The following is an 18,477-nucleotide window of genomic DNA, read 5'->3' as shown; positions in this document are numbered from 1 at the left end:
CATACACGATGGCACAGGCGACAGTATGTCAGAACTGAGAAACCCGCTGCCAGCGGCCGTAAAAATATGTGGACTTCAGGACGTTGAAGTGCTAAAATCGATGATAAACTTGCCTGTGGATTACATTGGTGTTGTTTTTGCCAAATCACGCCGCCGAATCGAACCCGAGCAGGCTGCTGCATTAAGAACGGTGCTGTTCGAATGGTCTACCTATGATCGGCCGAAGCTTGCGGGTGTATTTGTGAATCCTACGCTCGATGAACTGGAACACATTATGGAGGTTGCTCACCTGGATGTTATTCAACTGCATGGACAGGAGTCTGCGGAATTTTGCCAGCAGGTGAAGCAGCGGTGGAGTGCCAAAGTATTCAAAGTTTTTTCTTTTCCCAAAGATGAAACGGGACCGGAAGCTGATGAAGCAGCCATAAGGGCTCTTGATATTTACGATAAATTCGTGGATGCGATATTGCTTGATACCCATGATCCTCTATATGGAGGGGGCTCCGGGAAAACGTTTGCCTGGGAGCGAATCCCCGCCTATGCTGAATGGGCAAAAAGTCGCGAAATTGCTCTGTTCGTTGCAGGAGGTTTGCAGCCGGACAATGTACAACAACTAATACAGACATATGCACCTTTCGGCGTCGATGTATCCAGCGGAGTTGAGACTAAAGGTGTGAAGGATATTGCCAAAATTACAGCATTCGTAGAAAGGGTGAAGCAGGCATGACACATCAATTGCCGGATCAATACGGGCGTTTCGGTCACTTCGGAGGCCGCTTTGTACCTGAGACACTAATGAACGCACTCATAGAGTTGGAGGAGGCATATAGCCACTTCTCTGAAGATGAGGAATTCAACAAGGAACTGAACTATCTGCTAAGCGAGTATTCTGGACGTGAAACGCCATTGTATCATGCAGAGCAATTGTCACGCCGATTAGGCGGACCGAAAATTTATCTGAAACGTGAAGATCTCAATCATACAGGCGCACACAAAATTAATAACGCCATTGGACAAGGTTTGCTTGCCAAACGGATGGGCAAAAAGAAAGTTATTGCTGAAACGGGTGCAGGTCAACATGGCGTTGCAACGGCAACTGTAGCCGCATTACTTGGACTGGAATGCAAAGTATTTATGGGCGAAGAAGATACAGAGCGTCAACAGTTAAACGTATTTCGGATGAAGCTGCTTGGAGCAGAAGTGATTCCGGTTACGTCTGGAACACGGACACTGAAGGATGCTGGTAATGAAGCACTTCGCTACTGGGTCAGCAATGTGGAGGATACATTCTACGTGCTGGGATCAGTGGTTGGTCCTCATCCATATCCGATGATGGTGCGGAATTTCCAACGTGTGATTGGTGATGAGACCCGTCGTCAGATTCAGGAGATCGAAGGGCGTTTGCCGGATGTAATTGTAGCAGCTGTAGGTGGAGGAAGTAATGCGATCGGTATGTTCTATCCATTTATCGGTGATCAGGATGTGAAGCTTGTTGGTGTTGAAGCCGCAGGCAAAGGGGTCGAAACCGAGTATCACGCTGCAACGATGACCAAAGGTACACATGGTGTATTCCAGGGATCTATGAGTTACCTGTTGCAGGATGAGTATGGGCAGGTTCAGCCAGCACATTCCATCTCGGCCGGACTTGATTATCCGGGTGTTGGTCCGGAGCATTCCTATCTCAAGGATATTGAACGGGCAAAATATGTACCGATCACGGATCAGGAAGCACTGGATGCCCTGCAACTTCTATGTCGGACGGAGGGAATCATTCCTGCTCTGGAGTCTGCACATGCGGTAGCCCAAGTTGTCAAACTGGCGCCTGAACTTACAGCAGATGATATTGTAGTCATTTGTCTGTCGGGACGTGGAGATAAGGATGTTGAATCCATCATGAAATACACGGGAGGTGACTTGGGATGAATCTGATGGACCAGACCTTCCAGCAATTGAAGGAACAGAATCGCACGGCACTTATTCCATTCTTAACCGTGGGAGACCCGGATGTGGATACAACGATTGATATCATCAAGGAGCTTGAACAGGCTGGAGCGGACATTTTGGAACTGGGTGTTCCCTATTCCGATCCGCTTGCAGATGGCCCAGTCATTCAACGCGCTTCCGAACGTGCGCTGAAGAGCCAGATTACCATTCGTACTGTTATGGAAACTGCTGCAAATGCTCGTAAGGCAGGTGTGAAACTGCCGTTTGTACTGTTCACCTATTATAATCCGGTATTGCAGACAGGACTGGATGTATTCTTTGATGAATTGGTCAAACACGATATTAGTGGCATGATCATTCCTGACCTGCCGATTGAGGAAGCGGAAGAGATGCGAGAACGCGCAAATCGTGCTGGTGTGCATCTGGTGCCGCTTGTTGCACCTACATCTAATGCCCGGATTGAGCGGATTGTAACGGGCGCGAGGGGCTTTATCTATTGTGTATCTTCTCTTGGCGTAACCGGAGAGAGAGCTTCTTTCTTTGATGGCGTAGAGAGCTTCATTGAGACGGTGAAAAGTCTGACAGACCTCCCTGTAGCAGTAGGTTTTGGTATCTCCAGTCATGAGCAGGTGGCCCATTTCTCCCGCATCTGCGATGGCGTTGTTGTAGGTAGTGCCATTGTTCGTCAAGTGGAAGATGCGATTCCTCTGCTTGAAAATCCGGATACGCGTGCAGCGGGACTGTTGCAAATTCGCAACTTTGTGGCACAATTAAAGGGATAGAGATGTCCTGAAAGGACATCTTTTGGACACGTGAGGTGCACGCTGATTCGTGTCTAACATTATTTCAATAACAGGAGGCGGTCGGGTTGAAACCGAAATCCCAGATTGTCAATCTGCCTGTGTACCAGCCGGGCAAACCGATTGAAGAAGTGAAACGTGAACTGGGGCTTGAACAAGTCATCAAGCTGGCCTCCAACGAAAACCCGTACGGCAGTTCTCCTGCCGCCCTGGAAGCCATTACGAGAGAAATGACGAATATAAGCATATACCCAGACGGTAGCTCGGTTGAGCTGACGGGAGTTCTTGCCAAGCATCTTGGCGTTGAACGGAACAACTTAATATTTGGTTGTGGTTCCGATGAGATTATTGCTTTGATCACGAGAGCTTTCTTCTTGCCGGGTGACGAGACCATCATGGCAGATCAGACATTTTCTGTATATAAAAGCAATGCAGATATTGAGGGTGCCGTGTCCATCGAAGTGCCTCTGAAAGATGGCACGCATGATCTGAGCGCGATGCTCGCGCAAATTAACGACAAAACCAAAGCAGTATGGGTGTGTAATCCAAATAATCCGACAGGTACGATTATCTCCGAGCAGGAACTTACAGCCTTTATGGACCGTGTGCCTGCTCATGTGATGGTCATACTGGACGAAGCTTATTATGAATTCGTAACCGATGAAGCATATCCGCAAAGTATACCATTGATCGAACGGTATCCGAACTTGGTCATCCTGCGGACATTCTCCAAAATTTACGGTTTGGCTTCGCTTCGGATCGGATATGGTATTGCACGTCCCGAAATTATTGATTTGATTAACCGTGTACGTGAACCGTTTAACACCTCCCGTTTTGGACAAGTTGCGGCAACCGCCGCACTACTGGATCAGGATTTTGTTCAAGAGTGCTCGAAGCGGAATGCAACGGATCGGGATTACCTGCAAAATGAATTTACACGGCTCGGATTGTCGTATTTCCCTTCACAGGGTAATTTCATTATGGTTGACCTGAATATGCCTTCGGCAAATGCGTTCCAATCCTTGCTCAAACAAGGCATTATCGTTCGCTCAGGATTCCACGTATACCCAACTTACATTCGTGTGTCCGTCGGAACATCAGAACAGAACCGTGCATTTGTCACGGCACTGGAGAACACGCTGGCTGAGAAGGCGGTAGCACGCCCTTAATACTGGCGATGAAAGAGTGAGGACCCATGAAACTAAAAATTGCAATGATTGGTGTAGGACTCATCGGCGGTTCACTGGCGCTCTGCTTCAAAGGCAAGCCAGATGTAACCGTGATGGGTTACGCCCACTTGGATGAACTGAAGGACAAGTACATAGCGAGCGGTGTAGTGGATGATGCTACGCTCTCTCTGGAAGAAGCGGTAGAGGATGCCGACTTTATTTTTTTGTGCGTTCCCGTAGGTTTGCTTGAATCCTATTTCGAAAAGCTCTCCAAGCTGCCATTGAAAAAAGGATGTATCATCACGGACGTAGGAAGCACTAAAGCTTCCATTGCCGCTTGTGCCGAGCATGTGCGGTTGACTGACGCTTACTTCATTGGTGGTCATCCCATGGCGGGGTCGGAGCGTGCAGGCGTAGATGCGGCCTCAGCTGTGCTGTTTGAGAATGCATACTATGTCTTAACCCCTTCAGAACATGTACCTGAGGAAGCCTACAGCAGGCTGTCAGAGCTGCTTGCGTATACGCGGGCACAGATCGTGCGTGTGGAGCCCCTGCTGCACGATGACATCGTGGGGGCGATTAGTCATCTGCCACATGTTATTGCTGTTGCGCTGGTGAATCAGGTACGTGAGTATAATGAGTCGAATCCACTGTATAAAATGCTGGCTGCAGGCGGTTTCCGGGATATTACCCGGATTGCGTCCAGTGATGCGATTGTGTGGAGAGATATCTTGCTTAGCAACCGTGACGTACTGCTGGGCTTGCTTAAGGACTGGAATAGCCAGATGACGGCCTTTACGGATATGTTGGAGCATAAGAACGGTGAAGGTATAGAGGAGGCATTCCGTCAGGCCCGCGAGTTCCGCAGTATATTACCAGAACGACGCAAAGGCATGATTTCTCCGTTATTTGATCTGTATACTGATGTCCAGGATGCACCGGGTATGATCGGTAAGATCGCAACTGAGCTTGGGGCGAATGACATCAACTTGAGCAACTTGGAGATTATCGAAAACCGGGTGGATGTGCCGGGCATTATGCGTCTGTCTTTCCGTCAGGAAGAAGATATGGAACGAGCCAAGACGTTATTGGATTCCTTAGGCTATCAAGTGTGGATATAAGACGAGAAAGAGGGCGAAAGCCCTCTTTTTTGTGAGGTTATATTGGAGTATGTTATTTGATTTTCAGTCACGAAAAAAAGGATGTATTATCCTGAATTACCGAAAGATATAATTAATTCAAACAATTTTACTGAAAGTGTTGACAAAATGAAAACGTATACATATAATAAGGGTACAGTATGGTTTCTCTCCACTCCTATCCAATAACTGTATTGCTCCACGTGAGCAATGGCCGCTTATGTAAGCGGTCTTTTTTTTGTCTTAAAAAGTTATGGGAAAGGCATTGATATGTTAATAGTTACATTTAAACTTACATCCTCTATTTACATCTCCCTCCTTAATCTGTTAGGATACCTTAGATCAAAAAAATATCACATTTCTGTAACCTTTTCAGTATGTCGTCCGTCTATATAAGCAAGGCTTGCCAAAAAGGAGCAAAATGAAGTCATGAACGTGAAAATGACCGCATATGAATGACAGGTCGGGTTCTGTGGATACCAATGGATTTGCCAGGATGATGCAGACCGTTGTACAATAAATACTGTTAATGTAGAAACGTTGGGGAAATTGCCATTACATAGGGGAATTTGGCGGGAAGGCCAGTTATGGCGCTGAACGCTGTTTATATGCGGTGAGAACCGCAACTTTTTTGTGCCTGTTCGGTAATACATGGATAGAGTCGAACGGGGAGAAGCACATGGATGGGCGAGGAGGGGTCGCACTCAAATGACGGATTCCCAGTTGATTCGAGAGATCAAGGAAGGTAACCTGGAGTTATATTCCGAGCTGATGAGTCGTTATCAGCGTAAAATACTGGCTTTCGTATATCATATGTTGAAAAGTTCCAATATGGAGCTGCTTGCGGAAGATCTCTGTTCTGAGACTTTCTATAAGGCGTTCCGCAGTCTGCACTCTTTCCGTGAGGTGGATGCCTCATTCTCAACCTGGTTATATACCATTGCGAGAAATACGGTACTGAGTGAGCTTCGCAAACAGCGCAGCGGAAATGTCCCACTTGAAGAGAGCGGGATTGTTCCCGTTGCTCCTTCGGAGAATACACCGGAGTATGCTGTACTACGTAGCGAGCGGGTGATGCTGGTTAGGGATGCGATTAACAATTTGCCAGAGAAGCAACGTTCTGCGATTATACTCCGCGAGTATGATCAACTAGACTACCAAGAGATTGCGAATATTCTTGGGCAGAGCGTCAGTTCTGTGAAATCGCTATTATTCAGAGCAAGATCAAGCGTAAAAACTCAATTGGAACCTTATTTCTTCGAACCGGTGTACGAGCCATATGAAGGGATGAAGAACCGATGAATTGCAATGAAGCCCAGGAACTGTTTGCACTGGTTTGGGACTTGCCGGAAACTCATCCTCAGCGGATTGCATTTCATGCTCATCTCGCTGGTTGTGATGAGTGCTCCGAGCAGTTTGAGGTCTGGGAAGAAGCTCAGATCTTGCTGCACAGCATTCCGGTTCCAGTGACAGAACAACAGGCAGAGAGAGTGAACCGTAACGTGATGGACCGGATCTACGCGGAGTCTCCATGGCTTCTGCCGGAAGAGGTAAAGGTTAATCGTTTCTCTGCTGTGATCCGCAAGCATATGTCTTTGTGGATCGCCGCGTTCCTGGCTATTTTTTTATGCAGCTTTCTGTATATGGCAATGTTTAAGCCAGACGTATCAGAAGCTGAGCAAACCAAGGTTGTTGCTACGGGTATTCTGGAGACAGGGGTTGCCGGAAGCGGACCATCGTCCTCTGGAATGTATCAGTACAACATGACTGGAGCGGACAGAGGAAGTATCATAGAACCTTTTGTTGTGAGCATGGGACCTGCTTATCCACAGTATTGGATGGCCCTCTCTTTACTTGCAATAGGAATGGCGTTATTTTCTCTTGGACGTATGCATCGAACAACGAATAAACGCAAACAAGGTGCGAGTGCATAGGTAATAACCTTTCGTTCGCCGTGTGGAGAAATGAGGGATGTAAGTGCGAATCGGGCTTATTCGTCACGGTCTTACAGACTGGAATGCGGCGGGCCGTATACAGGGTCAGACGGATATTCCTCTGAATGGAGAAGGTCGTGAACAGGCAGAGCGCCTGGGAAGACGTCTGCTGACGGAAGAATACCAATGGGACTATATCATCACAAGTGGATTATCGCGGGCACAGGAAACAGGGGAGATTATCTCCAAGCTGTTGAATGTACCTTTGCTTGAGCCGGACGCACGGTTGAAAGAAAGGGCTTTTGGTCAGATTGAAGGTCTGACTTCAGAAGAACGGGTTGCCCGCTGGGGCAAATCCTGGGAGACATTAGATTTGGGGCAGGAGCAGATAGCGGATATCCAGATTCGTGCACTGGCGTTTCTGGAAGATCTATGGTCTGCCTATCCAGATCAAAACGTACTCATTGTCACTCACGGAGCTTTCTTAGCCAACCTGTTAACAGCCTTGTTTAAAGATCGCTATACAGAACGTATTGGAAACCTGTCACTGACGATCCTGGAAAAGGAACGTGATGACTGGAGTCCGCTGTTATATAATTGCACACGACATCTGTCTTTGGACACAGCGAAACAACCTGAGTAAGCTAACTTGGGTTGTTTTTTTGCGTTTTATGGGGAAATAAGACTTTATATGATTTCAAACCTCTCATTTTTCTTCTGATTGACCAACTTGAGGCATAGTATGTTTTAAAACATAAAAGATTTCCAAAAAGAGGTTTAGATTATGGGAATTCCGTCAACGATGTTTACAAAACCAAACTATTTCAGGCTCCGAATCAGCAGTCGAAGTAGTTAACGGGCGAGGCGATGGACCCATGAATCTAGCGGATATGCTTACTTTTGCCGATATTGGCCAGCTTAATCGAATAGCAGACTATTACCAATGTGAATGCAAGCCCAATTCCAAACATGAACTCATCCAGAGTATTCTCACTACATTGGGCAGCAGACCCTTTTTTGAGCAGCAGGTACGTCAACTGAATCAAGCAGATCAGCGTTTTTTGAACAACTTGTTGTTTGACCCTCGCCAGTATTATGGTATGGAAGAACTCATTGCCATAGCCCGTCAATCGATGGACAAAAAGGAGAGTGAGGCAGGCGCGAGTCCGCGTGATCTCATTGTTCGCTTCAATAAGAGTGGATGGTTGTTCAATGGAACAACGCAGCAGACCAGGTATTTGTATCAGGTACCCCAGGATCTGAAACTAAGATTCAGGGATGTGTTATCCACACATCTGCGAGCAGGGATTACCAAAACAACAGAACCACCCATGTATCGGGATGAGTATCATCTCTTAGCGGATGATCTCAAGTTGTTCCTGCAGTTTGTCCAGCAGCACGAGATTGCCCTTAACGCTGAAGGCATGATGTACCGTCGCTCTCAACAGCAGATTATGGAGCACCTGCACATTAGTGAGGAATTGGTGGGCAAAGGTGGATGGAGATTCGGATATGGCCGTTCCTTCAAGGATTACCCGGATCGTTTCGCACTTCTCTACGACTATGCATTTCACCATCGGCTGGTTCGTGAGGAGCAAGGCACGCTGAAGTTATCACCAGCTGGAGAAGACAAGCTGGGAGCTGAGAAAACAGCCGAAATGATACAGCTATTTAGGTTTTGGTTAAGATTGTATAAAGGTGCTATTCCCAATCTGTCCTCTATTGTGTACTGGACAGGCGAATGTGCCCAAGAATGGTCAACTGCCGAGTCGCTGTTTCGTCAGATCGGTCCATTCATTCAGCCGTTTTATTATGATACGGCCGATGCCATCTATGATAACAGAATTGTTAAAATGATGCTGCATCTTGGCATGGTTCGTATTGGGGAACATGAGGAAGGCCGGACTATACAAATGACAGCTTGGGGCACTCGTCTTGCTGTATCCTGTCGCTCCATCTCAGGAGACATTACACCCATTATGTTTGACAAATGAAGGACAAGTTGCTAAAATCACTCCCAAATTAAGGAGTGATAATAATGATAATTCCATACAAAGGTCTACAACCTCAGTTACACTCTTCGGTATATATGGCTGAAGGTGCAAAACTGATCGGTGATTTGAGAATGGGAGAAGAGTCTTCCGTCTGGTTCAATGCAGTCCTGCGGGCTGATTTGGCTCCTATTATCATTGGAAAGCGCTGTAATATTCAAGATAACGTTGTCGGGCATGTCAATACTGATCAACCTTTGATTGTGGGAGATGATGTTTCAGTAGGACATACAGCGATCATTCATGGGTGTTGTATTGGAACAGGATCATTAATCGGCATGGGAGCCATTCTGCTGAATGGAGCCGACATTGGCGAATATACGCTGATTGGAGCCGGTTCTGTTGTTACTGAGAATAGTAAAATTCCGCCCTATACTCTTGCTTTGGGGACACCTGCCAAAGTGATACGTGAGCTGACTGATGCCGATTTGGAGCGGATGTCCAGAACTTCACTGGGTTATGTTACCAAAGGAAAAGAATATAGGAGCTCTTAAATCCGTTTTGGAGGTGCATCCTATTGGATAAAATGAAAGTTACGTATGAAGTCATGTTGGGGCTGGCAGCTGAGATGGTGTGGGACGAAGCGCTTCGCAAACAGCGCAGCGAGAAACTCTATTTGGAAATCGATAAAGCGTTAGCTACCGGAGACGAAGTAGCTTTCCGGAGTCTGACGGATGAACTGAGGACCATAAACTGATAGGCAAAATAGTTCCTTTCTGAGATAAAAGGGAATGCGCAGAGGCGTATTTCCTTTTTTGATATGTGTAATTCCAAAATGAATGTCTGGATTTATAAGATATGGTCATATATAATATGGGAATAAAATGGATAGAGAGGGGATATAGGGAATTGAAATTCAGTGAGATGACTCAAGACAGCTGGGCTGAACTGCAACTCTATCTGGATACATGCCTTATTCCATACACAGCTCTTAGCGGTGAGCAGTCGCCAGTTGAAGCTACCGAGGCATTGGAGCGGCTGAGAGATTTTCTGGATCTGGTCGAAATTCCTTTCAAAGGGAGAATCATGACTTATCCAGCCTTTCATTATGCTAATTCGGAATTGTCAATGACATTAAATTCCTTGTCCGCACAGCTTAAATCCTCGGGATTCAAATATGTGGTTATTATGTCATCAGATGGTCATTTGAATGGCATGGAAATTCCAGCTGCTGATTTGGTTTTGAGTCGGTCCGTGTTAACTCGTGAGGTCGGAGAAGAGGGGATTGCGAGATTTATAGGGGAGAAAATACGAGAGTTGTGGAAAAAATAGTTTTTGGCGACAAATGTGACAATTTTACAACATTTTTTTAATAACGCTTACAATTGAACCTTAAAAATGTGTGACAAATTCTTGACGGTGTTCTAGGGCTACTATATGATTATGTATGTTCTAGTAAGTCGTGGAATTTATGAAAATGAAAACGTTTGAGAGAGTTGGCTGAAAAAGGGGGTTGGAGACAGTATGAGCAGTGAGCATGACCACCACGAAGCTTCATTGAAATTGCCAAGCCGCATGGAGATGTCACGCAGGCAGTTTTTGACGTACACGCTTGGTGGAGCTACAGCCTACATGGCCGCCGGTGCAATCCTTCCTATGGTCCGTTTTGCGGTGGACCCGATTTTGCAACATAAGGGAGAAGGCACCTCTGTCAAAGTAGCTGAAATCAGCAAAATTACGAATGAGCCTCAAGAATTCACCTTTGAACTTAAACAACAGGATGGTTGGTATCTGAGTAATGCATCGTTAGTGGCGTGGATTCGCAAAGATGAACAGGGTAAAATTTATGCACTCTCACCTATCTGTAAACATCTGGGATGTACAGTAGGCTGGAATAGTGACAAGCAATACCCTGACGAGTATCATTGCCCCTGCCATGGCGCGCACTATGACAAGGAAGGGAAGAATCTTGCCGTAGCCCCCAAACCGCTGGATGAGTACGTAGTCAAGGAAGAGCAGGGTTGGGTATATCTGGGCGACATTGTTCCGAACACCCGAGTGAATTAGGAGGCGTGAACGCAGATGTTTAAAAATGTCTATGACTGGATTGACGAGCGTCTTGACATCACGCCAATCTGGCGGGACGTTGCGGATCATGAAGTTCCAGAGCATGTAAATCCGGCTCATCACTTTTCCGCATTCGTGTACTGCTTTGGTGGATTGACGTTCTTTATTACTGTTATTCAGATTCTGTCAGGCATGTTCCTGACCATGTATTATGTACCTGATATTATCAATGCCTACGCAAGTGTGGAGTATCTGCAGACCAAAGTAGCCTTCGGCCAAATTGTTCGCGGCATGCACCACTGGGGAGCCAGTCTGGTTATCGTAATGATGTTCTTACATACGATGCGTGTGTTCTTTACAGGCTCTTACAAGGCACCGCGAGAAATGAACTGGGTTGTTGGCATGCTGATCTTTTTCGTCATGTTGGGCCTGGGGCTCACAGGGTACTTGCTACCATGGGATAACAAAGCCTATTTTGCAACAAAAGTAACACTGGAGATTGCCAACACGGTTCCTTGGCTGGGACCAATCATCAAAGAATTCCTGCAAGGCGGTACGATTGTTGGTGCACAGACACTAACCCGATTCTTTGCCCTGCACGTATTCTTCCTCCCCGCTGTGCTTCTGGTGCTTCTGGTCGGACACTTTATCATGATCCGCAGACAGGGCATTTCGGGACCACTATAAACTGAGAAGGGAGGAATCGCAATGGCTCACGGACATAAGAAGGATGATGAGGAAAAGGTTATCTTTGTCGGTGATTCACGGGTCCGTAAAGGGGCGGGATTTATTACCCCTCCTGATTACACGGCATATCCCGGCAAATCAGAAGCCTTTATCCCCAACTTCCTGCTGAAAGAATGGATGGTTGGTGTCGTTGTATTGGTGGGGATTCTGGTTCTCACGATCTCAGAACCTGCACCTTTAGGCTATCCGGCCAATCCGAGCGCATCCGTAATTCCTATGCCGGACTGGTACTTCCTTTTTCTGTATCAGTACTTGAAGTATCCATACGCATCTGGCGATTACGTTCTGCTCGGCGTACTGGGGGTCAGCGGAGTCGCTTTTGGAGCTTTGCTGCTGGCACCATTCCTGGATACAGGCAAGGAGCGGCGTTTCTATAAACGCCCAATTGCTTCATCACTGATGATTTTGTCGGTCATTTCTGTATTCTACCTGACAAATGTAGCGTGGACGCACTACGAGCATGAGTTGGAAGCAAGTGGACAGAAGCCTGAACATATTCAACGTGAAGAAGAAGCGCTGGAGAGGCGTGAACAGGGGCTCCCACCCGTTTCCAATGCACCTGGACAGCAAGAAGAAGTTGCGATCGTGGAACAGGATGATCCTGCAATGGAAACGTACAAGAAGGCCGGTTGTATTGGTTGCCATGCGGCTGATATGAAGGGTGCAAGTGGACCTTCACTTCGGGGTGTGGGTGACAAGCACAGCCAGGAAGAGATTCTGACCATCATTAAAGAAGGTTATAACGAGATGCCTCCTCAGTACAATAACGCCATCGCTCAAGGTGTCACGGATGAAGAGATCACTCATCTGACCGAATGGCTTGCGAAACAGAAAGCAGAACAGTAAAATCGAAATAACCAATGAAACCTGATCGTTTATTCGGTCAGGTTTTTTTGAAGTGTTTTTTTGGATAGTACTGTATCGTGCACAATATTGATGAAGGAAGGGGCAGGGAATGTGGCTTTATCGTATTTCTGGAGTAGGGAATTTCTAACCAATCGTTATTTCCTGTGGCTATTATTTTGGTGTAATGCGGTAGGAACGGTATACGGATACATCTGGTACGGAGAGCAAATGAAATTGACGCTGGTTGAGCAGCCGATGTGGCAGATCGTATTTGTGCCAGATAGTCCAACAGCGAGTTTGTTTTTTACTTTATCGTTGTTATGGGTCTTGTACCCACCACGGTCCATCATGATCAAACGGATCGGACATGTGATTCAGGCGCTTGCCGTGGTTACATCTGTGAAATATGGCGTGTGGGCCGTATCCATTATTTTCGCTGGCTGGATGCAAGGTGGTACACAGCACTGGCAAGACTGGATGTTGATTGCTTCGCATAGTGCGATGGCCATTGAAGCTCTAATTTATGTACGCTTTTTCGGCTTCCGCTGGGCTGCCCTTGTCGTTGCAGGTCTCTGGACACTGTTGAACGATACGATGGATTATACATATGATATATACCCTTGGTTACCCGCTTCCCTCTATGATCATGTAGATGGTGTGCGTAATTTCACATTTGGACTGACACTGGTGAGCATTCTGTGCGCGTGGCTGGCCTTAAGACAAGCGAAACGAACCTGATATCCGATCTTGAGCTTGTTCTAACGAACTGTTTCCCGCCATACATTGGTGGTGGGAGGGATGTCCATGAAGAGAACGTTTGGGGTCAAAACTGGTTTATTGGTGGTATCGTTCATGGCTCTGCTGCTTTGGACGAACTTAGCATATCGTGTATCCGCGCAAAGTGAAGCATTGAATTCGAATTCAGATCAGCAAGTGTCCACAAGCAATTCAATTGCACAACTGAACGAGGAAGCAGCCATATTGTATCGTCAGGCGCTCGAGAATAATATTGAAGAAGTGCGCGGAAGCATTCTGCGTATCAGTAAAAGTCTGGAGCATATCTCCTTTGAGGGACAAACAACAGTTGAGGGCATTCACGCCTTGTCCGAAACCATAGTTGAAGTGAAACAAGCCGTTGTGAAGGTGAAAAATGACGATGCTTCTCTTCAGCAGTCCTCTGCCAAACTCAGACTTGCAGCAGATAGTCTCGCGAATCCAACCAAGCCTCTATGGCTTCAGTATTATAAAATCGTGAAAAACGATCTGGACGCTTTATCCGCTGCTACAAATCAAGGGCAAACTGCGGCCGTACTGGCAAACCGCTACACCGTTCTGGAGGAGCATTATGAGACGATTCGTCCTGCCGCACTGATTCGCCGTGAACCGTATGAGATTGCTCAGATGGACGCCTGGTTATCTCATACCAAAGGGCTCACCGCTGCCAAGCAACCTGATCTGGCTCGATTAAAGAGCATGGTGGGCCATGGGGAGGAACTGGTGAATCAGTTGTTTGGTCGCGAGAAGGACGAGAGCGCCTTTGTACCTTTTGTACAGGGGCCCGATCGCAGGGCAGCCGGGCTGCTCATTAGTTCGGTCATTGTGGCGACGTTAAGTTACGCCGGATATCGTAAATATCGTGCACAGCAGCAGGGGATTTTTCCTTTTCGGCGCTAATTGGATATGAAGTTGATCGTGGTATATAAAAAGACCTCTTTCCGCATGACCAGCCACACTAACGGCTCTTCATGTAAAAAGAGGTTTTCATGTACTTTCTGTGTTATATCAGCTTTCTTTGAAACCTTCGCCATGTACATCGTGAACATCGCTGATGATGACAAAAGCTCTCGGGTCAATGGAACGTACAATGGTCTGCAGTCGCCTGAACTCTTGCCTGGAGATCACGCAGTAGGCCATGTGTTTGGCCTGTTTAGAGTACGCGCCAATGGCTGGAATGAGGGTGACGCCACGGTCCATATCCCGTGTAATCTGGTCCGCAATCTCGGGTGCATGGTCACTAATGATCATAAATGCCCGGGCAGAATATGCACCTTCCTGAATAAAGTCGATGACTTTGGAGGCGATGAATACAGCTACGAGCGTATACAGAATTTTTTCTTTGGGGATGTAGATGAGAGAGAGCCCGATAATGACGAAGTCGATGCCCAGTAATACTCGGCCCATACTCCATCCATACTTGCGGTTGAGAATACGGGCAATGATGTCTGAACCGCCCGTTGTTCCACCCCAACGAAATACAATGCCAAGGCCGGCTCCAAGGGTGACACCTGCATATAGGGCTGCGAGCAGGAGGTCATTCTCGGTATGTAATGGTTCAATCCAGCCCAAGTGAATCAACTTCTCAAACAACCATAGAAAAACAGTCAGTGCCCCGATTCCGATACCCGTATAGATCATCTGTCGGCCGCCCAAAATTTTGAGCCCAATCAGAAAGAGGGGAACATTTAGAATTAAGGTTGTAAGTGAAGGTGAGATGCCAAAAGCGTAATTGATCAGCACCGTAACCCCGGTGAGGCCGCCTTCCATAAGCTGGTTGGGGATAATGAAATAGAGGAGCCCAAAGGCATATAAGGCTGTCCCCAGCACGATGGGAAGAACCAGTTTAACTTGAACCCAGGTTTTGGCAGTGCTCATAAGATCCCTCGCTGTAGATAAATTAGAATGAAGAACTAATCATTCCCATCTAGTATACCTGTTTATTGAATCTTTAAAAATGATTTGTCGCTGATGATGGTGGAAGTGAATCTAAATAACTGATATTATTAGGAACAAATACGACATCATTTCAAAGGAGAATCCGTTCTCATGGAGAAAAGCATCGCAGAAATGCAGCGTGAGGTTGATCAGTATATCTCCCAGTTCAAGGAGGGGTATTTCAGTCCTCTGGCCATGTTGGCCCGGATGTCTGAAGAGGTTGGGGAGCTAGCGAGGGAAGTGAATCATGAATTCGGCGAGAAGCCGAAGAAATCTTCCGAAGCAGCCAATTCCATTGAACTTGAGCTTGGAGATATTTTATTTATCACGATTTGTTTTGCGAACTCACTGGGAATTGATCTGGCTGAGGCGCACGATAAAGTCATGCATAAATTTAACACCCGCGATGCCAATCGGTGGACACCCAAAAACACCGATTAGGCGTAGATTACATATGCTGTACCATCACCCGATCGGGGAGGGTCAGCTTAATGATGAAACCGGAAGAATATATGCAGCAGGCTTACCGCTGTATATTGCAAAATGATTTTGAGCAGGCGATTCGTTGGTTCGAGTCAGCCATTCACGCTCATCCAAAACATGCGGAGTTATATTATCGCTGTTCCATTACACACGCCCGCAGCAAGCATCTGGTTCCAGCGCTTGAATATGCGCGCAAGGCGGTTGAACTGTCGCCAGGAACAGAAGAGTATATTTTGCATCTGCAGACGTTGGAAGCAAAAGAATTGACCTCCAGAGCGAAGTTGCTGTTGGAGCAGGCGGGTATTGCAACACAGGAGCGTTACGTGGAAGCGTCTACGCTTCTGCAAGAAGCGGTCAAACTTGATCCGCTCTCAGTGGAGGCTCATGTTATGCTTGCGCTGGCTTACAGTGATTTGAATGAATTTGACTATGCAATTCAGGCGCTGCGTGAGGCAATTTTGCTGGACCCGCAGAATGGGCAACTGCATCAGATGTTACAGGAAATCAAGCAACGTATGAAATCCATTCAATAAAGAATTCATTTTGCAAAGATTTCTTTCGAGTTGAAATGGATTCTACGATATGATCCAACATAGTGAGGAGATGCAGTCAATATGAGTGAAGTAATCAGAGTTGCCGTGATCGGAGCGGCTGGCCGTATGGGCCGTGAAGTTGTGAAATTGGTACTTCAGGACCCGGAATTGGAGCTTGCAGCGGCTGTCAACCGCTCCGGAGCAGGCACGGATGCAGGAACCCTTGTTGGTTTGCCAGCGTGCGGGGTGCTGGTGACTGATGATATCGAAATGGCTTTTGCCGAAACAAAACCTCAGGTTATGGTTGATTTTACAGTGCCGCAATATGCTTTTACACATACCGAAATCGCAATCCGTCATGGAGTCAGACCTGTCATGGGTGTTACCGGCTTTACGCCGGAGCAGATTGAACAGTTGGACAAGCAATGCCAGGACAAAGGAATTGGAGGGCTTATTGCCCCTAACTTCTCGATTGGTGCCATTCTGATGATGCGATTCGCAGCACAGGCTGCCAAACATATGCCAAATGTGGAGATTATCGAATATCACGGGGATCAGAAGCTGGATGCTCCTTCCGGAACTGCGATCAAAACTGCCGAACTGATTGCTGCCAATCGGGAAGAACTTCGTCAGGGTAATCCGAATGAGGAAGAAACGATTGAAGGATCACGCGGCGGTTATTACAACGGCTTCCGAATTCACAGTGTACGATTGCCTGGCGTATTCGCGCAGCAGGAAGTTGTTTTCGGAGACTATGGACAGTCTCTCAAAATTCGGCATGACTCCTATGAGCGCGCAGGTTATATGCCTGGTGTTAAGATTGGTGTGCAAAAGGTTATGGAATATACAGGAATGATCTACGGATTTGACCACTTTATCGACTAAAGGAGATTGTCATGTTGAAAATAGCATTTATCGCCCATGATCGTAAAAAAGAAGAGATGGTTAACTTCGTGACGGCATATGAGCCTGTTTTTACGGACCATCAATTATATTCTACAGGAACAACAGGCCTTCGTATTATGGAAGGAACGTCTCTGAAGATTCATCGATTCGAATCAGGCCCACTGGGCGGAGATCAGCAGATTGGAGCTTTGGTTGCGCAAAATGAGATGGATCTGATTATTTTCCTGCGCGATCCACTGATGGCACAACCTCACGAGCCGGATATTAATGCGTTGCTGCGTCTTTGTGATGTGCAGGGAATTCCACTTGCCACCAATATCGCAACCGCTGAGATTCTGGTTAAGGCTCTGGATCGTGGCGATTTTGCCTGGAGAGAGCTGGTACATAAATACAAGCCGGAGGCTGGATTGAATTCGGGTGATTCCGAATGAGTCTGGATATTCTCATCTTTGGAGCACATGCAGACGATGCGGAGATTGGTATGGGTGGAACGATTGCCAAACATACCGCTGCTGGCTTGAAAGTAGGCGTGTGTGATCTGACTCGTGCTGAGATGTCTTCCAACGGAACAGTAGAGCGCAGAACCGAGGAAGCGGAGCAAGCCTCCCGCATCCTCGGTCTTTCGTGTCGAACGAATCTGGGGCTTCCTGATCGTGGCTTGTATCTTACTCCTGAACATGTAGAGGCGGTAACGGCTGAGATACGGCGTCATGCCCCTCGGATGGTGTTTGCTCCGTATTGGGAAGATCGTCATCCGGATCATGTCAATTGCAGTAAGCTTGTGCAGGAGGCTGTATTTAACGCCAAGCTTCGGAACTACATGCCGGACATGCCTGCCGTGCAGGTGAAGGAACTTTATTTTTACTTTATTAATGACATCGGCCCTACGGATTTGATTGTCGATATTACGGAACACTATGGGCAAAAAGAAACATCATTGCTCTCTTATCGTTCCCAATTCGAACTGGGAGACGGAGCGGTCTCGACGCCATTGAATCAAGGGTATATCGAACGTGTAAGAGCCCGTGATTCCTTGCTCGGACAACGCAGTCTTATCCCGTTTGCAGAAGGTTTTGCTACAATTACGCCTTACGTGGTTCATCAATTTGGGCCGGGTGCCCAATGAACGATTTCACATTTTACGTTTAATGAAACGAAGGGTTTCATTATTCTGTTGTATTATATCAACCTGCATGAAGCGGGAGA

The 18,477-nt window shown here is 46.9% G+C and carries 23 protein-coding genes; 22 read left to right on the top strand and 1 reads right to left on the bottom strand.

Features of this window, described 5'->3' with window-relative positions:
* Positions 1 to 25: 25 nt before the first annotated feature.
* The 17 genes from ACE04G_RS03200 to ACE04G_RS03120 all read left to right on the top strand — a co-directional run bounded on the left by ACE04G_RS03200 (position 26) and on the right by ACE04G_RS03120 (position 14,311).
* A complete protein-coding gene (locus ACE04G_RS03200; RefSeq protein WP_449003580.1) occupies positions 26 to 727 on the top strand; it encodes a phosphoribosylanthranilate isomerase in 702 nt (233 codons plus the stop codon).
* Positions 724 to 1,923 carry a tryptophan synthase subunit beta gene (trpB, locus tag ACE04G_RS03195; RefSeq protein ID WP_405117901.1) on the top strand — a complete coding sequence of 400 codons (1,200 nt, stop codon included), beginning with the start codon at positions 724 to 726 and terminating at the stop codon, positions 1,921 to 1,923. The genes ACE04G_RS03200 and trpB overlap by 4 nt, the downstream gene beginning before the upstream one ends.
* A complete protein-coding gene (gene trpA, locus ACE04G_RS03190; RefSeq protein ID WP_047843555.1) occupies positions 1,920 to 2,726 on the top strand; it encodes a tryptophan synthase subunit alpha in 807 nt (268 codons plus the stop codon). Before trpB ends, trpA begins: the two co-directional genes overlap by 4 nt.
* An 86-nt stretch (positions 2,727 to 2,812) precedes the next feature.
* The gene (gene hisC / locus ACE04G_RS03185) at positions 2,813 to 3,913 is read left to right on the top strand and encodes a histidinol-phosphate transaminase (protein ID WP_221820327.1); all 1,101 of its coding nucleotides are present in this window, start codon (positions 2,813 to 2,815) and stop codon (positions 3,911 to 3,913) included.
* Positions 3,914 to 3,939: 26 nt separating this feature from the next.
* On the top strand, positions 3,940 to 5,034 hold the full coding sequence (locus ACE04G_RS03180) for a prephenate dehydrogenase (RefSeq protein WP_017687717.1): 1,095 nt from the start codon (positions 3,940 to 3,942) through the stop codon (positions 5,032 to 5,034).
* A gap of 726 nt (positions 5,035 to 5,760) precedes the next feature.
* Positions 5,761 to 6,354, top strand: a complete 594-nt coding sequence (locus ACE04G_RS03175) for an RNA polymerase sigma factor (RefSeq protein ID WP_036607662.1) — start codon at positions 5,761 to 5,763, stop codon at positions 6,352 to 6,354.
* The gene (locus tag ACE04G_RS03170) at positions 6,351 to 6,986 is read left to right on the top strand and encodes an anti-sigma factor family protein (protein ID WP_076209924.1); all 636 of its coding nucleotides are present in this window, start codon (positions 6,351 to 6,353) and stop codon (positions 6,984 to 6,986) included. The genes ACE04G_RS03175 and ACE04G_RS03170 overlap by 4 nt, the downstream gene beginning before the upstream one ends.
* Positions 6,987 to 7,029: 43 nt before the next feature.
* Positions 7,030 to 7,629, top strand: coding sequence for a histidine phosphatase family protein (locus tag ACE04G_RS03165; RefSeq protein WP_221820330.1), 600 nt, complete (start codon positions 7,030 to 7,032; stop codon positions 7,627 to 7,629).
* Between the two features lie 232 nt (positions 7,630 to 7,861).
* On the top strand, positions 7,862 to 8,980 hold the full coding sequence (locus ACE04G_RS03160; RefSeq protein ID WP_221820332.1) for a hypothetical protein: 1,119 nt from the start codon (positions 7,862 to 7,864) through the stop codon (positions 8,978 to 8,980).
* A gap of 44 nt (positions 8,981 to 9,024) precedes the next feature.
* On the top strand, positions 9,025 to 9,531 hold the full coding sequence (locus ACE04G_RS03155) for a gamma carbonic anhydrase family protein (RefSeq protein WP_091028957.1): 507 nt from the start codon (positions 9,025 to 9,027) through the stop codon (positions 9,529 to 9,531).
* A gap of 23 nt (positions 9,532 to 9,554) precedes the next feature.
* On the top strand, positions 9,555 to 9,734 hold the full coding sequence (locus ACE04G_RS03150) for an IDEAL domain-containing protein (protein WP_017687723.1): 180 nt from the start codon (positions 9,555 to 9,557) through the stop codon (positions 9,732 to 9,734).
* A 152-nt stretch (positions 9,735 to 9,886) separates the two neighbouring features.
* Positions 9,887 to 10,309, top strand: coding sequence for a DUF2487 family protein (locus ACE04G_RS03145; protein ID WP_221820334.1), 423 nt, complete (start codon positions 9,887 to 9,889; stop codon positions 10,307 to 10,309).
* Between the two features lie 192 nt (positions 10,310 to 10,501).
* Positions 10,502 to 11,044 carry a QcrA and Rieske domain-containing protein gene (locus ACE04G_RS03140; protein WP_017687725.1) on the top strand — a complete coding sequence of 181 codons (543 nt, stop codon included), beginning with the start codon at positions 10,502 to 10,504 and terminating at the stop codon, positions 11,042 to 11,044.
* A gap of 15 nt (positions 11,045 to 11,059) precedes the next feature.
* Positions 11,060 to 11,731, top strand: coding sequence for a menaquinol-cytochrome c reductase cytochrome b subunit (gene qcrB, locus ACE04G_RS03135; RefSeq protein WP_017687726.1), 672 nt, complete (start codon positions 11,060 to 11,062; stop codon positions 11,729 to 11,731).
* 21 nt (positions 11,732 to 11,752) lie between these two features.
* Entirely contained in the window at positions 11,753 to 12,637 is an 885-nt protein-coding gene (locus tag ACE04G_RS03130) for a menaquinol-cytochrome c reductase cytochrome b/c subunit (RefSeq protein WP_405117832.1), read from the top strand.
* 111 nt (positions 12,638 to 12,748) lie between these two features.
* On the top strand, positions 12,749 to 13,375 hold the full coding sequence (locus tag ACE04G_RS03125; protein ID WP_221820336.1) for a DUF1405 domain-containing protein: 627 nt from the start codon (positions 12,749 to 12,751) through the stop codon (positions 13,373 to 13,375).
* A 66-nt stretch (positions 13,376 to 13,441) separates the two neighbouring features.
* Positions 13,442 to 14,311 carry a sporulation protein YpjB gene (locus ACE04G_RS03120; protein WP_405117831.1) on the top strand — a complete coding sequence of 290 codons (870 nt, stop codon included), beginning with the start codon at positions 13,442 to 13,444 and terminating at the stop codon, positions 14,309 to 14,311.
* Between the two features lie 108 nt (positions 14,312 to 14,419).
* Here ACE04G_RS03120 and ACE04G_RS03115 read toward each other — a convergent pair whose 3' ends face one another.
* Positions 14,420 to 15,289, bottom strand: coding sequence for a YitT family protein (locus tag ACE04G_RS03115; protein ID WP_221820340.1), 870 nt, complete (start codon positions 15,287 to 15,289; stop codon positions 14,420 to 14,422).
* Positions 15,290 to 15,460: 171 nt separating this feature from the next.
* Between ACE04G_RS03115 and ACE04G_RS03110 the strand changes: the two genes are divergently transcribed.
* The 5 genes from ACE04G_RS03110 to bshB1 all read left to right on the top strand — a co-directional run bounded on the left by ACE04G_RS03110 (position 15,461) and on the right by bshB1 (position 18,397).
* Positions 15,461 to 15,790: a nucleotide pyrophosphohydrolase gene (locus ACE04G_RS03110; protein ID WP_017687732.1), complete on the top strand. Its 330-nt coding sequence runs from the start codon at positions 15,461 to 15,463 to the stop codon at positions 15,788 to 15,790.
* A gap of 50 nt (positions 15,791 to 15,840) precedes the next feature.
* Complete coding sequence (locus ACE04G_RS03105; RefSeq protein WP_091028965.1) at positions 15,841 to 16,365, top strand: tetratricopeptide repeat protein; 525 nt, start codon at positions 15,841 to 15,843, stop codon at positions 16,363 to 16,365.
* Between the two features lie 81 nt (positions 16,366 to 16,446).
* Entirely contained in the window at positions 16,447 to 17,250 is an 804-nt protein-coding gene (gene dapB / locus ACE04G_RS03100; RefSeq protein WP_076209932.1) for a 4-hydroxy-tetrahydrodipicolinate reductase, read from the top strand.
* An 11-nt stretch (positions 17,251 to 17,261) separates the two neighbouring features.
* Positions 17,262 to 17,702 carry a methylglyoxal synthase gene (mgsA, locus tag ACE04G_RS03095; protein WP_017687735.1) on the top strand — a complete coding sequence of 147 codons (441 nt, stop codon included), beginning with the start codon at positions 17,262 to 17,264 and terminating at the stop codon, positions 17,700 to 17,702.
* Positions 17,699 to 18,397, top strand: coding sequence for a bacillithiol biosynthesis deacetylase BshB1 (gene bshB1, locus ACE04G_RS03090; RefSeq protein ID WP_221820342.1), 699 nt, complete (start codon positions 17,699 to 17,701; stop codon positions 18,395 to 18,397). The genes mgsA and bshB1 overlap by 4 nt, the downstream gene beginning before the upstream one ends.
* The last annotated feature ends 80 nt before the right edge of the window (positions 18,398 to 18,477 follow it).

The organism is Paenibacillus sp. AGC31, from assembly GCF_057334655.1.
The sequence above is the reverse complement of the archived record's forward strand: the minus strand, read 5'-3'. Positions and strand labels throughout refer to the sequence as shown.